Source organism: Shinella daejeonensis (genome assembly GCF_024281235.1).
GTDB lineage: Bacteria > Pseudomonadota > Alphaproteobacteria > Rhizobiales > Rhizobiaceae > Shinella > Shinella daejeonensis.
Map to the genome: position 1 here is coordinate 1 of NZ_JAHWXY010000021.1, position 14,189 is coordinate 14,189.

Here is a 14,189-nt window from a genome sequence, read left to right on the forward strand (position 1 = left end):
CACCGTTCACGGTATGGCAAGAGGCGCTTACTCCACACGCGACGAGAACAGAAACAGTTACCCCAGCTAACTTTGAAGAGCGTGCGCGCGATGTGGAAAAGCTCATCCGCGGCGCCGCCAGAAGCCTCAGCGTAGCCGCGAAAAAGAGCATTCCGACAGCACAATCCGGCCCCCGAAGGGCCTCCGGCGACAGGCTTTCGTCCGAGGCCGGCGATCTCGAAGTGCCCCGGCTTCCCCTCGATCCACCGGGGGGACGCCGATGATCGTCGCGCTCCTCAATCAGAAAGGCGGCGTCGGGAAGACGACGCTCGCACTCCATCTCGCCGGTGAACTCGCGGGACGCGGCCGGCGTGTCACGCTGATCGATGCGGATCCGCAGGGTTCGGCGCTCGACTGGTCCCAGCAGCGCAGCCGCGAGGGCCTGCCGCGATCGTTCGGCGTCGTCGGCCTGGCGCGCGATACGCTTCACCGCGAAGCGCCCGAGCTGGCGCGCGATGTCGATCATATCGTCATCGACGGCCCGCCGCGCGTCGCCGGCCTCATGCGCTCCGCGCTGCTCGCCGCCGACCTCGTGCTGATCCCGGTGCAGCCGTCGCCGCTCGACGGCTGGGCCTCGGCCGAGATGCTGTCGCTCCTCACGGAAGCGCGCATCTACCGGCAGCAGCTCGTCGCCCGTTTCGTTCTCAACCGCTGCGCCGCGCGCACCGTCATCGCCCGCGAGACGGCCGAGACGCTGGCCGATCACGATCCGCCGGTGCTCGCAGCAACCATCGGCCAGCGCATCGTCTTCGCCGACGCCGCGCAGTCCGGCCGGCTCGCCTCGGAGATCGACAGCCGCTCGCCCGCCGCCCGCGAGATCGCCGCGCTCGTATCCGAGATCGAGCGGCTGCGCATCGACAACGGTGGCGCGTCATGACGGGCCGCATCGAGAAGCGCGGCTTCGCCACACGCCCGGCCGATCCCGAGCAATGGATCAGGACGGCCGAGAGCCCGCCGCGCGCCGCCGAGGCGAGTGCCTACACGGCGCGGCTCACCATCGACGTGACGCCCGCGCTGCGCGGCCGGATCAAGATCGCGGCCTTCGGGCGCGGCGTCACCGTCGCCGACATGCTGCGCGAGCTGCTCGCCCGCGAATTTCCCCCGACCCCAGGAGACCCCATATGAACGGCACCGCGGCCCCCCGCGTGCGCGGCGGCCCGATGCCGTCCGCGCTCACCCATGACCGCATGACCCGCGTCGAACTGACGTGGATCGAGAAGAAGATCGAATACTGGATCAGGTTCGGCCAGGCGGCGAACGAACAGATCGTCGATCGCCGCCAGCGCATTCTCTCTTTCCGGCCGAACACCATCTTCGCCTTCGTCCGCTGGGCTTCCAACGACTTCGGCACGATCATCTCGCGCATCGACATCGTGCGCGCGGTCGAACCGGGCGAAGCCTACCAGACGCTGCCCTTCGTGCGGCCGGGCGGCGAAATCCTCCTCAAGATCGAGGGCTGGCCGAAGGTCGAGGACGTGCTGCGCCACGTCGATGCGATCGAGGCGATCGGCATCGATGCGGACGCCGTTTCGCCGGAGCACTGGCGGCACGTCCACAACCGGATGGCCGCCGCTCAACGCCCACGCGCCTATACGCTCGAACAGCATCGCGCCTTCCTCCTGCGCAGGAAGGTCCAGCCATGACGCGCGTCGGCATCATCGCCGTCATGGCGCTCGCCACGCTGGGCGTCGGCTATCCGGCGCTCACGCCGATGCCGATCAAGCTCATGTGGAACGCCTCGGCCAGCGCGCCGATCGGCTTCTACACCATCGACTTCGACGGGCCGTTCGACGTCACCGATCTAGTCGCGGTCGACCCGCCCGAACCGCTCGCCGGCTTCATGGCCGAGCGCGGCTATCTGCCCAAGGGCGTGCCGCTGCTGAAGCGCATTCTCGGCGTGTCCGGGCAGACCGTATGCCGCTTGCGATCCACGATCACCGTGGACGGGATCGCCATGGGCGCGGCGCTGGAGCGCGACCGGATCGGTCGGGAACTGCCGGTCTGGCAGGGCTGCCGCCGCATCCAGACCGGCGAAGTTTTCCTCATGAACTGGCAGGTCCGCGACAGCCTCGACGGTCGCTACTTCGGCCTGACTTCCACCGACCAAATCATCGGCCACGCGGTCCCGCTGTGGACCGACGAAGACGGCAACGGCCGTTTCGAGTGGCGCGCGCCGACCCGCTGACGGCTCCTCCATCGGCGGGAGCGGTGCTCGCCGGTGGCTTTTTCAACACCACCGCAAAGGAAGCAATCATGCCTCAGATTGGTGAATTCAGACGCGAAGAGACCGGCTTCATCGGCAATCTTCTGACGCTGCTGCTCGTCCAGGACATCATCATCGTGCCGGCCGAGCCGTCCGACGCTGAAAACGCGCCCGATTATCGCGTTCACGTCTTCGATGCCATGAGCAACGAAACCACCGCGGAGATCGGCGCGGGGTGGAAGCGCACCGGCGAGAAGGCCGGCGAATATGTCGCGCTGCTGATCGACGATCCGACATTCCCGCAGCCGATCCGCGCCAACCTGTTCCGCGACGATGATGCCGGTAGCGCCTGGTCGCTGCACTGGTCGCGTCTGCGCGACCGCGCCGAGAAGGACTGACCGATGCCCGCTCGCCGTCCATCGACGAGCCATCGGAGTGCGCACGGGCGGCATCACGCCGCCCGGCGCATGGCTCTTCTTCTCCTTTCCGGCCTGATCCTCGCCGCGAGCGCGACGAGCGCCGCTCATGCGCAGACCGCGCCGGTCGCCCGTCCGTCCGCCACCGATCCCTATGCCGCCCACATCACCGAGGCGGCGCAGCGATACGGGATTCCCGAACGCTGGATTCGCGCCGTGCTGCGCGCCGAAAGCGCGGGCGACGTGCGCGCGATCTCGTCGGCGGGTGCGCTCGGGCTGATGCAGGTCATGCCCGACACATGGGCCGGTCTGCGCGTCCGCTATCGTCTCGGCCGCGACCCCTATGACCCGCGCGACAACATCATGGCGGGCGCGGCCTATCTGCGCGAAATGTGGGACCGCTACGGCGATGTCGCCGCGATGCTCGCGGCCTACAACGCCGGTCCCGGTCGCTATGACGATCATCGCTCGACGGGCCGCGCCTTGCCGGCCGAAACGCGGGCCTATGTCGCCGCGCTCGTGCCGGTTCTCGGCAGCGCGGCTGCACCCGAAACGTCCATCCGGCGAGCCGATCCGCCGCCCGACTGGCGCGACGCGGCAATCTTCGTCGTGCGTTCCGCCGACGCTCGCCCCGCCGGTTCGCGGTCGGATACTGCGCGTTCGGACGACAGCCGATCCTCCGTCACGGCGCGGCCATCCGATCCGGCCGCGACATCGGATTCGCCCCTTGTCGTCGCACGCTCCAGCCCCGGAGAGCGCCCATGAGCGTGCGAACCGTCCTTCGCATCCAATCGTATTCCGGCGTGTCATGGAGGGAGCAAGGGGCGGAGGCAGGCAGAACAACCGGACGATGGCGAGATAAAAAGGCGCACGGTGCGCTTCGGTCGGTCGGTTGTTTTTGCTTGGGTTTTCGGCGCGTTCCGCACCGTGCCGCGCTTTCGCGCACCGTGCGCCCTGCGCCCATCCTTCTGATTTTCCCTATCCTTTCGCACCGTGCGGGGCTGCGCTATGGCCGATGACAGCGAAATCCGCGTCCGGCCTGGGCGCATCCGCTCGACACGCGCGCAGCAGGCCCGGCCTTTCATTTCGCAGGCGCTCGCCGCCGCGCAGAAGGCCGGGGGCCGCGTCTCCCGTTCCGGCAAGATCACGACAGGCAACCGCTCGCGCTTCGGGCGCGGCCAGCGCGCCAGCATCCAGGCCAATCGGCTGCTCACCGGCCGCTCGCGCATCGTCGTCATCAAGACCCGCGTGGTCCGCCATAGCGCGCGCGCCGCGCCGCTGGCGGCACACCTCTCATATCTGCGCCGCGACGGCGTGACCCGAGACGGGGAGAAGGCCCGGCTGTTCGGGCCTGAAGGCGACAATGTGGATGCCCGCGACTTCGCGGCGCGCTGCGAGGATGACCGCCACCATTTCCGCTTCATCGTCTCGCCCGAGGACGCCGTGGATATGGCCGATCTCAAGGACCACGCCCGCGAGCTGATGGGGCAGATGGAAAAAGACCTCGGCACCAAACTCGATTGGGTCGGCGTCGATCACTGGAACACCGACAATCCCCATATCCATATCATCCTGCGCGGCCGCACCGACGACGGCCAGGACCTCGTGATCTCCCGCGACTACATCAAGGAGGGAATGCGCGCCCGCGCGCAGGATCTCGTCACGCAGGAACTCGGCCAGCGCACCGATCTGGAGATCAACCGCAATCTGGAGCGGCAGGTCGAGGCCGAACGCTGGACGCAGCTCGACCGGCAGCTTGTCCGCGACGCCGGCAAGAGCGGCATCATCGACCTCGCGCCGCAACCCGGCCAGCAGCCGGACGAGTTTCATGCGCTCAAGGTCGGCCGGCTGCGCACCCTCGAAATCCGGGGGCTCGCCGGACAGGTCGGACACCAGCAATGGTTCATCAAGCCCGAGGCCGAAGCCACGCTGCGCGAACTCGGCGAGCGCGGCGACATCATCAAGCGGATGCACCGCGCTCTGACCGAACGCGGCATCGAGCGCGGATCGGCCAGCTATGTCCTTGCCGGCGAGAGCCTCGACGTTCCCGTCATCGGCCGCCTGGTCGAGCGCGGCCTTGACGACGAGCTGAAGGGAACGGCCTACGCCGTGGTCGACGGCGTGGACGGCCGCACCCATCACATCCGCCTGCCGCATCTCGACGCCACCGGGGACAGCCCGCCGGGATCGATCGTCGAGCTGCGCGCCTATGAGGACGCGAAAGGCGATCGTCGTGTCGCGCTCGCCGTCCGTTCCGATCTCGATCTCCAGCATCAGGTGAGCGCAACCGGCGCGACCTGGCTCGACCGGCAATCCATCGCCCGCGAACCCGTCGCCATGTCGGACGGCGGTTTCGGCGCCGAGGTGCGCGACGCGATGCGGCAACGGGCGGAGCGTCTGGTCGGCGAAGGTCTCGCCGAGCAGCAGGGCCGCCGCGTCATCTTCAACCGCAACCTGATCGACACGCTCCGTCGCCGCGAAGTCGAAGCCGTGGCCGGCAGGCTCGCGAAGGAAACCGGCCAGCCGTTCAAGCCGGCCGAAAGCGGCGAATATGTCGCCGGCACCTATCGCCAGCGCCTGACGCTCGCCTCCGGCCGCTTCGCCATGATCGACGACGGCCTCGGCTTCCAGCTCGTGCCCTGGTCGCCATCCCTCGACAAGCAGCTCGGCCGCCACGTCTCCGGCGTCGCCCGCGACGGCGGCGGCGTCGATTGGGATTTCGGGCGCAAGCGCGGGCTCGGCCTATAGCTTCAACAGAGAAGGAACATCGCAATGTCCGCGACCAAAATCCTATGGGGACAGATTCTGATCGTCTTCCTCATCGTGCTGTCCACCACCTGGGGCGCAACCGAATATGTCGCCTGGAGCCTCGGGTTTCAGGCGCAGCTCGGGCCGCCCTGGTTCGTCCTGTTCGGCTGGCCGTTCTACCATCCGCCCGCCTTCTTCTGGTGGTGGTTCTCCTATGATGCCTATGCGCCGGAGATCTTCACCCAGGGCGCGTTCATCGCCGCATCCGGCGGCTTCATCGCCATCGCCGTCGCCATCGGCATGTCGGTCTGGCGGGCGCGCGAAGCCAAGGACGTCGCCACCTATGGCTCGGCGCGTTGGGCCGAGAAGGAAGAGGTGAAGGCGGCCGGGCTGCTCGATCCCGATGGCGTCGTGCTCGGTCGCTACGAGCGCGACTATCTGCGCCATGACGGGCCGGAGCATGTGCTGTGCTTTGCGCCGACGCGATCGGGCAAGGGCGTCGGCCTTGTCGTGCCGTCATTGTTGACCTGGCCGGGCTCGGCCATCGTCCATGACATCAAGGGCGAGAACTGGACGCTGACGGCCGGCTTCCGCGCGCACCATGGCCGCGTACTCCTTTTCGATCCGACCAATCCGAAATCCTCGGCCTACAATCCCTTGCTCGAGGTGCGCCGCGGCGAGTGGGAAGTGCGCGACGTGCAGAACATCGCCGACATCCTGGTCGATCCCGAAGGGTCGTTGGACAAGCGAAATCACTGGGAAAAAACCAGCCACTCGCTTCTGGTCGGCGCGATCCTGCACATCCTCTATGCCGGCGACGACAAGACGCTCGCCGGCGTCGCCGCCTTCCTCTCCGATCCGAAACGCCCGATCGAGTCGACGCTCGACGCGATGATGAGGACCAGCCATCTCGGTGAAGCGGGGCCGCACCCCGTCATCGCCAGCGCGGCACGCGAGCTGCTCAACAAATCCGACAATGAACGCTCCGGCGTGCTCTCCACCGCCATGTCGTTTCTCGGATTGTACCGCGATCCGGTCGTGGCCGAGGTGACGCGGCGCTGCGACTGGCGGATCGCCGACATGGTGGGCGACAAGCGCCCGACCACGCTCTATCTCGTGGTGCCGCCATCCGACATCAATCGTACCAAGCCGCTGATCCGCCTCATCCTCAATCAGATCGGCCGCCGCCTGACCGAAGACCTGCAGGCGAAGGGCGACCGGCACCGCCTGCTCTTGATGCTTGACGAGTTTCCGGCGCTGGGGCGGCTCGACTTCTTCGAGAGCGCGCTGGCCTTCATGGCGGGTTACGGCCTCAAAGCCTTCCTGATCGCGCAGTCGCTCAACCAGATCGAAAAGGCATACGGCCCGAACAACTCGATCCTCGACAACTGCCATGTGCGCGTGTCCTTCGCCACGAACGACGAGCGCACCGCCAAGCGTGTGTCCGATGCACTCGGCACCGCGACCGAAATGAAGGCGATGAAGAACTATGCTGGGCACCGGCTCTCTCCCTGGCTCGGCCATCTGATGGTCTCGCGCTCGGAGACCGCCCGCCAGTTGCTCACCCCCGGCGAGATCATGCAGCTCCCGCCGAGCGACGAGATCGTCATGGTCGCCGGCACCCCGCCGATCCGGGCGAAGAAGGCGCGCTACTATGAGGATGCCCGTTTCCGCGAGCGCCTGCTGTCGCCGCCCGACCTGAAGCGCCCCGACCAGCCGCGCCCCGACGATTGGAGCAGCCTGCCGACCCCGACGCGGCCCAAGGCAGGCGATGCCCAACCTGCCGACCCGTCCGACGATGAAGACACCACGGACTCCGAACGCCGGCTGCAACCCGAACTCAGTCGCGCCAAGCCGACGGAGAAGAAGGAACCCATCGCCAACGAGTTCGAGATCGAGCTTCCCGACGACAGCGATGAGGACGCCACGCGCAACCGGCGCCTGATCCAGCGGGTTCAGGGCGTGGCGCGGCAGGCGTCGCTCGATCCCAATGACGGCATCGAGCTGTGAGCGCCATGAGCAGCCATCGGAAGAAATCGAAGTTCACGGTCTATCTCGATCCCGACGTGACGCAGGCGCTGGCGGATTTCGCCGCGCGCCGGGACCAGTCGCAATCCATGATCGCGGAAGCCGCCATCGCATCTTTCCTCTCGCCGGATGATGCCGAGCGGCGCGAGGCCGTCGTCGCCAAGCGCCTCGACCAGATCGACCGCCGCATGACCCGCCTGGAGCGCGATGTCGGCATTGCCGTCGAAACGCTGGCGGTGTTCATCCGCTTCTGGATCACGACCACGCCTGCCTTGCCGGAGCCCGCCGCGCAGGCGGCGCGCGCCAAGTCGGCCGAGCGGTACGAGGCGTTCATCACCGCGCTCGGCCGTCGTCTCGTCAAGGGGCCGAAGCTGCGACAGGAGATCCCCGAGGATGTCCCCGACTCGGAGCCGTGACGATCGCGCGCGTCATCTGGTGAGGCTCACGACGACATCAAGATCAGAGCCTCACCGCCGTTCTCCTGTATTTGCACGCCACGCTACTACTACGACCGATACTTGTTGAACCGGCCTGATTTCAGGCTCTTTTAATCGACCCCGATCCGGGGATCGTCTGTTGCGGGCTCCGAGAAATGCGGGGCGCAATGTCATCCACTCACGAAAAACCGGAAGCGATTGCGCGTGGCGCGAGGATGCTGCGCACCGCGCTCGGCCCGGCCATCGCGCGCTTTCTCGAAGACGTGAGCGTCGTCGAGGTGATGCTGAATCCCGATGGTCGCATCTGGATCGATCGCCTGTCCGAAGGGCTGGCCGATACGGGCGAGAGGCTGTCGGCCGCGGACGGCGAGCGCATCGTGCGCCTCGTCGCCCATCACGTCGGCGCGGAGGTTCACGCCCGGTCCCCGCGCGTCTCCGCCGAGCTGCCCGAAACTGGCGAGCGGTTCGAGGGGCTTCTTCCTCCCGTCGTCGCGGCGCCCGCCTTCGCAATCAGGAAGCCGGCCGTCGCCATCTTCGGCCTAGACGATTACGTCGCCGCCGGGATCATGACCGCCGACCAAGCCGCGGCATTGCGCGCGGCCATCATGGCGCGCGCCAACATCCTCGTCGCGGGCGGCACCTCCACCGGCAAAACCACGCTCACCAATGCGCTGCTCGCCGAGGTGGCGAAGGGCTCCGATCGCGTCGTCATCATCGAGGACACGCGCGAGCTGCAATGCGCCGCGCCCAATCTGGTGTCGATGCGGACCAAGGAAGGCGTCGCTACGCTCTCCGATCTTGTCCGGTCTTCGCTGCGCCTTCGCCCCGACCGCATCCCCATCGGCGAGGTGCGCGGCTCCGAAGCGCTCGACCTCCTCAAAGCCTGGGGCACCGGACATCCCGGTGGCGTCGGCACGATCCACGCCGGCACCGGCATCGGCGCGCTGCGCCGGCTCGAGCAGCTCATCCAGGAGGCCGTCGTCACGGTCCCGCGCGCCCTGATCGCCGAGACCATCGACCTCGTTGCCGTCCTTTCCGGCCGCGGCTCCGCGCGCCGACTCGCCGAACTCGCCCGCGTCGAAGGGCTCGGCCCGGACGGGGACTACCGCATCAGCCCCGCAACCCCTGACCGCACAGGAGACTATTCATGATCCGCACCACCATGCGCGTTCGCCGCTATGCCGCGACGGCCGCAGCCTTCGCCTACATCAATCTCGTCCTCGCTCCCGCCGCACACGCCTCCGGCTCGTCGATGCCGTGGGAAGCACCGCTCCAGAAAATCCTCCAGTCGATCGAGGGGCCGGTCGCCAAGATCGTCGCGGTCATCATCATCATCGCGACGGGCCTGGCGCTGGCCTTCGGCGACACCTCGGGCGGCTTCCGCAAGCTGATCCAGATCGTGTTCGGCCTGTCGATCGCCTTCGCGGCCAGTTCGTTCTTCTTGTCGTTCTTCTCGTTCGGCGGCGGGGCGCTGGTCTGATGGCGGTCGCCTTCGAGCAACTGGATGTGCCGGGATTCACCGTCCCGGTTCACCGCGCACTGACCGAGCACATCCTGCTCGGTGGTGCGCCGCGCTCCATCGCGATCCTCAACGGGACGCTGGCCGGTGCCGTGGGCCTCGGCCTGCGCCTCTGGCTGGTCGGCATCGCGATCTGGGCCATCGGTCACGTCGCGGCGGTCTGGGCCGCCAAGCGCGACCCGCAATTCGTCGAGGTCGGCCGGCGCCATCTGCGCGTCCCGGCCTTCCTCGTGGTCTGAGGGAGGCGACACCCATGATGAATCTCAGAGAATATCGTCGCAGCGCCGCCCGCCTTGCCGATTTCCTGCCCTGGGCCGCCCTGGTCGGCTCCGGCGTCATCGTGAACAAGGACGGCAGTTTCCAGCGCACCGCGCGCTTTCGCGGCCCCGATCTCGACAGCGCCGTCGCTGCCGAGCTGGTCGCGGTCGCCGGCCGCATCAACAACGCCTTCCGCCGTCTCGGCTCGGGCTGGAGCATCTTTGTCGAGGCGCAGCGCCATGAGGCCGCGACCTATCCGGCGAGCATATTTCCCGACGCGGCCTCCGGCCTGGTCGACGAAGAGCGCAAGGCCGACTTCGAGGAAGCCGGAACGCACTACGTCTCCGGCTATTACCTGACCTTCCTCTATCTGCCCCCGGCCGAGGAAGCCGCCCGCGCCGAAAGCTGGCTCTACGAGGGCCGCGAGCGCACCGGGGTCGATCCGCAAGAAATCCTGCGCACCTTCGTCGACCGCATCGGCCGCGTGCTGGCGCTGCTCGACGGCTTCATGCCCGAATGCGCCTGGCTCGATGACAGCGAGACGCTGACCTATCTTCATTCGACCGTCTCGACCAAGCGCCACCGCGTCCGCGTGCCGGAAACCCCGGTCTATCTCGATGCGCTGCTCGCCGATCAGCCGCTGACCGGCGGGCTCGAACCGCGTCTCGGCAACGAGCATCTGCGCGTCCTCACCATCATCGGCTTTCCGACCGCGACGACGCCCGGCCTGCTCGACGATCTCAACCGGCTCGCTTTCCCGTATCGCTGGTCGACCCGCGCGATCCTGCTCGACAAGACCGACGCGACCAAGCTGCTGACCAAAATCAGGCGGCAATGGTTCGCCAAGCGCAAGTCGATCGCCGCGATCCTCAAGGAAGTCCTGACCAACGAGGCGTCCGCGCTGGTCGACACCGATGCGTCGAACAAGGCGGCAGACGCCGATCTCGCCTTGCAGGAGCTGGGCGCCGATGTCGCAGGCATGGCCTATGTCACCGCGACGATCGTGGTGTCGGACGCCGATCCGCGCCTTGCCGACGAGAAGCTGCGCCTTGTCGAGAAGGTCATCCAGGGCCGCGATTTCACGGCCAAGGTCGAGACCGTCAACGCGGTGGACGCATGGCTCGGCTCTCTGCCCGGACATGCTTACGCCAACGTCCGCCAGCCTCCCATCAGCACTTTGAATCTGGCCCACATGATCCCCCTCAGCGCCGTGTGGGCTGGGCCGGAACGGGACGAGCATTTCGGTGCGCCCCCCTTGCTTTATGGCAAGACCGAAGGCTCGACCCCGTTCCGGTTATCCCTTCATGTCGGCGATGTCGGTCACACCCTCGTTGTCGGTCCGACCGGCGCGGGCAAGTCCGTGCTGCTCGCGCTCATGGCCTTGCAGTTCCGGCGCTATGACCGCAGCCAGGTCTTCGCCTTTGATTTCGGCGGCAGCATCCGCGCCGCCGCGCTCGCCATGGGCGGCGACTGGCACGATCTCGGCGGCGGGCTGACCGAAGGCGACGACTTCTCCGTCTCGCTTCAGCCGCTCGCTCGCATCGACGACACCTATGAGCGTGCCTGGGCCGCCGACTGGATCGTGGCGATCCTGACGCGCGAGGCGATCCAGATCACCCCCGAGGTGAAGGAGCATATCTGGACCGCGCTGACCTCGCTCGCCTCCGCGCCGGTCGAGGAGCGCACCATCACGGGCTTCGCTGTCCTGCTCCAGTCGAACGACATCAAGCAGGCGCTTCGGCCCTATTGCGTCGGCGGGGCCTATGGCCGGCTGCTCGACGCCGAGGCCGAACATCTCGGCTCGGCCTCAGTGCAGGCGTACGAAATCGAGGGGCTGGTTGGCACCGGCGCGGCTCCGGCGGTGCTCTCCTATCTCTTCCACCGCATCGGCGATAGATTGGACGGGCGGTCAACGCTGCTCATCATCGACGAGGGCTGGCTGGCGCTGGACGATGAAGGCTTCGCCGGCCAGCTCCGCGAATGGCTGAAGACGCTCCGCAAGAAGAACGCATCGGTCATCTTCGCCACGCAGTCGCTGTCCGACATCGATAATTCCAGCATCGCGCCGGCCATCATCGAAAGCTGCCCGACGCGGCTGCTTCTGCCGAACGAACGCGCGATCGAGCCGCAGATCACGGCCATCTATCGGCGTTTCGGGTTGAACGACCGACAGATTGAGATTTTGGCGCGGGCCGTCCCCAAGCGCGATTATTACTGCCAGTCGCGGCGCGGCAACCGCCTGTTCGAGCTGGGCTTGTCCGAAGTCGGCCTCGCACTCTGCGCCGCATCTTCCAAGTCCGACCAGACCCTGATCGCCAACCTTGTCGCCGAGCACGGCCGCGAAGGCTTCCTCGCCGCGTGGCTGCGCGCCCGCGACGTCGGATGGGCGGCCGATCTCATCCCGACTTTCACGATCCCCCAAGCAGCAAAGGAGTCCTGACTATGCTTACCCTTCGTATCCGCTCGCGCGCCATGGCGCTCGCCGCGACCATGCTGGCGGCAGCACCGCTCGCGCTGTCGCCGATGATGGCGACGCCCGCCCACGCCATCATCGTCTTCGATCCGAGCAACTACGCCCAGAACGTCCTCACGGCCGCGCGCACGCTGGAGCAGATCACCAATCAGATTACCTCGCTCCAGAACGAAGCGCAGATGCTCATCAATCAGGCGAAGAACCTGGCGAGCCTGCCTTACTCGGCGCTCCAGACCTTGCAGCAGAACGTGCAGCGCACCCAGCAGCTTCTCCAGCAGGCCCAGGGCATCGCCTTCAACGTCCAGCAGATCGACCAGATGTTCAGCCAGAAATACGGCAACGTCTCGATGTCGACGACCGACAAGCAGATGGTCGCCGACGCGCGCTCGCGCTGGCAGAACACGGTCGGCGGGCTTCAGGACGCCATGCGCGTACAGGCCGGCGTCGTTTCCAATATCGACACCAACCGCACGCAGATGTCGGCGCTGGTCAGCCAGAGCCAGGGCGCGACCGGCGCTTTGCAGGCGGCGCAGGCCGGCAATCAGATCCTCGCCCTGCAATCGCAGCAGCTTTCCGATCTCGTGGCGCTGCTCGCCTCGAACGGCCGCGCCAGCGCGCTCACCGAGGCCGAGCGTACCGCCGCCGCCGAACAGGGCCGCGAACAGCGTCGCCGCTTCCTGACGCCGGGCTCGGGCTACCAGCCCGGCAACGCGCAGATGTTCAACAACGGTAAATAAGGCCGGAAAGGAGGAGGCTCATGGACGGCAAGATGCTGGCCCGGCTGGGCGCTATCGTATTCGTCGCGGTCGCCGTCACGGCGACCGCGATCGAAATGACCCGCAGAGAGGATGCGCCGGCTTCGCCGTCGGCGCGTCAGCTTCAGCCCGAAGGCGATCCGCTGCGCGAGAGCCAGCGCCGGTGCCAGCAGCTTGGCCAACAGGCCGCGAGCGATCCCGAATGCCTGCGCGTCTGGGCCGAAACCCGCGACCGCTTTCTCGGCCACGCGTCGGCGCCGGTCGCCCCGGTCGCACCGGCGGCGTCCGCCAGCACGGAAGGGCGGTGAGCCATGGGCGGCGCGGGCGTCATCGATAATTTCCTCGGCGTATTCACCAAATACATCGATTCCGGCTTCGGCCTTCTCTCCGGCGAAGTGGCCTTCGTCGCGACGACGCTGATCGTGATCGACGTCACGCTCGCCGCCCTGTTCTGGAGCTGGGCCGGCGATGACGACATCATCGCGCGCCTGGTCAAGAAGACGCTGTTCGTCGGCGTCTTCGCCTATCTCATCGGCAACTGGAACAATCTCGCCAAGATCGTCTTCGACAGCTTCGCCGGCCTCGGCCTCAAAGCATCGGGCACAGGCTTTTCGACTGCCGACCTGATGCGGCCCGGCAAGGTCGCGCAGACCGGCCTGGATGCCGCCCGGCCGCTGCTCGAAGCCATCTCGCCGCTGATGGGCTGGATCTCGGTGTTCGAGAACCTGATCCAGATCGTGTGCCTGCTGTTCGCCTGGGCGCTCGTGATCCTCGCCTTCTTCATCCTGGCGATCCAGCTCTTCGTGACGCTGATCGAGTTCAAGCTGTCGACGCTCGCCGGCTTCGTCCTCATTCCGTTCGGTCTCTTCGGGAAGACCGCCTTCATGGCCGAGCGCGTGCTTGGCCACGTCATTTCCAGCGGCATCAAGGTGCTGGTTCTGGCGGTCATCATCGGCATCGGCTCGACCCTCTTCGGCGAGTTCACCAAGGGTTTTGGCGGCACGACCCCGTCCGTCGACGACGCCATGGCGATCGTGCTCGCCGCGCTGTCCTTGCTCGGCCTCGGCATCTTCGGCCCCGGCATCGCCAACGGCCTTGTCTCCGGCGGTCCGCAGCTCGGCGCGGGCGCTGCCGTGGGCACCGGCCTTGCCGTGGGTGGCGCTGCCCTTGCGGCAGGCGGTGCGGCAGGTCTGGCCGTGAAGGGCGGATCGGCGGCGCTCTCCGGTGGCGCTGCCGTCGCACGCCCTTGCGGCAGGCGGTGCGGCAGGTCTGGCCGTGAAGGGCGGATCGGCGGCGCTCTCCGGTGGCGCTGC

At 67.3% G+C, this 14,189-nt stretch carries 16 protein-coding genes and 1 pseudogene; all 17 read left to right on the forward strand.

Annotated elements, in window-relative coordinates:
* Positions 1–263: pseudogene (locus tag KYK29_RS21995) on the forward strand (replication initiator protein A); the annotation flags it as partial.
* Positions 260–916 (forward strand): ParA family partition ATPase, encoded by a 657-nt coding sequence (gene parA, locus KYK29_RS22000; RefSeq protein WP_254693026.1) that lies wholly within the window; start codon positions 260–262, stop codon positions 914–916. The pseudogene KYK29_RS21995 and the gene parA, both read left to right, overlap by 4 nt.
* On the forward strand, positions 913–1,164 hold the full coding sequence (locus KYK29_RS22005) for a hypothetical protein (RefSeq protein ID WP_254693027.1): 252 nt from the start codon (positions 913–915) through the stop codon (positions 1,162–1,164). The genes parA and KYK29_RS22005 overlap by 4 nt, the downstream gene beginning before the upstream one ends.
* Complete coding sequence (locus KYK29_RS22010) at positions 1,161–1,682, forward strand: DUF2840 domain-containing protein (RefSeq protein ID WP_254693028.1); 522 nt, start codon at positions 1,161–1,163, stop codon at positions 1,680–1,682. The genes KYK29_RS22005 and KYK29_RS22010 overlap by 4 nt, the downstream gene beginning before the upstream one ends.
* Entirely contained in the window at positions 1,679–2,224 is a 546-nt protein-coding gene (locus KYK29_RS22015; RefSeq protein WP_254693029.1) for a S26 family signal peptidase, read from the forward strand. Before KYK29_RS22010 ends, KYK29_RS22015 begins: the two co-directional genes overlap by 4 nt.
* Positions 2,225–2,292: 68 nt before the next feature.
* Positions 2,293–2,640 carry a DUF736 domain-containing protein gene (locus tag KYK29_RS22020; protein ID WP_254693041.1) on the forward strand — a complete coding sequence of 116 codons (348 nt, stop codon included), beginning with the start codon at positions 2,293–2,295 and terminating at the stop codon, positions 2,638–2,640.
* A 69-nt stretch (positions 2,641–2,709) separates the two neighbouring features.
* Positions 2,710–3,423: a lytic transglycosylase domain-containing protein gene (locus tag KYK29_RS22025; protein WP_437437288.1), complete on the forward strand. Its 714-nt coding sequence runs from the start codon at positions 2,710–2,712 to the stop codon at positions 3,421–3,423.
* Between the two features lie 243 nt (positions 3,424–3,666).
* Positions 3,667–5,406 (forward strand): relaxase/mobilization nuclease domain-containing protein, encoded by a 1,740-nt coding sequence (locus KYK29_RS22030; RefSeq protein WP_254693031.1) that lies wholly within the window; start codon positions 3,667–3,669, stop codon positions 5,404–5,406.
* A 24-nt stretch (positions 5,407–5,430) separates the two neighbouring features.
* Positions 5,431–7,416: a conjugal transfer protein TraG gene (locus KYK29_RS22035; RefSeq protein ID WP_254693032.1), complete on the forward strand. Its 1,986-nt coding sequence runs from the start codon at positions 5,431–5,433 to the stop codon at positions 7,414–7,416.
* Positions 7,417–7,421: 5 nt separating this feature from the next.
* Complete coding sequence (locus tag KYK29_RS22040) at positions 7,422–7,850, forward strand: CopG family transcriptional regulator (protein WP_254693033.1); 429 nt, start codon at positions 7,422–7,424, stop codon at positions 7,848–7,850.
* Between the two features lie 188 nt (positions 7,851–8,038).
* The gene (gene trbB, locus KYK29_RS22045) at positions 8,039–9,022 is read left to right on the forward strand and encodes a P-type conjugative transfer ATPase TrbB (RefSeq protein ID WP_254693034.1); all 984 of its coding nucleotides are present in this window, start codon (positions 8,039–8,041) and stop codon (positions 9,020–9,022) included.
* Positions 9,019–9,351, forward strand: a complete 333-nt coding sequence (locus KYK29_RS22050) for a TrbC/VirB2 family type IV secretion system protein (protein WP_254693035.1) — start codon at positions 9,019–9,021, stop codon at positions 9,349–9,351. Before trbB ends, KYK29_RS22050 begins: the two co-directional genes overlap by 4 nt.
* Positions 9,351–9,629, forward strand: coding sequence for a VirB3 family type IV secretion system protein (locus KYK29_RS22055; RefSeq protein ID WP_254693036.1), 279 nt, complete (start codon positions 9,351–9,353; stop codon positions 9,627–9,629). The genes KYK29_RS22050 and KYK29_RS22055 overlap by 1 nt, the downstream gene beginning before the upstream one ends.
* A 14-nt stretch (positions 9,630–9,643) precedes the next feature.
* Complete coding sequence (trbE, locus tag KYK29_RS22060) at positions 9,644–12,088, forward strand: conjugal transfer protein TrbE (protein WP_254693037.1); 2,445 nt, start codon at positions 9,644–9,646, stop codon at positions 12,086–12,088.
* A gap of 2 nt (positions 12,089–12,090) precedes the next feature.
* Positions 12,091–12,858, forward strand: coding sequence for a P-type conjugative transfer protein TrbJ (gene trbJ / locus KYK29_RS22065; RefSeq protein WP_254693038.1), 768 nt, complete (start codon positions 12,091–12,093; stop codon positions 12,856–12,858).
* A 20-nt stretch (positions 12,859–12,878) separates the two neighbouring features.
* Positions 12,879–13,184, forward strand: a complete 306-nt coding sequence (gene trbK-alt / locus KYK29_RS22070) for a putative entry exclusion protein TrbK-alt (protein WP_254693039.1) — start codon at positions 12,879–12,881, stop codon at positions 13,182–13,184.
* A gap of 3 nt (positions 13,185–13,187) precedes the next feature.
* Positions 13,188–14,189 (forward strand): P-type conjugative transfer protein TrbL (gene trbL, locus KYK29_RS22075; protein WP_254693040.1); only part of this gene is annotated, 1,002 nt, incomplete at its 3' end.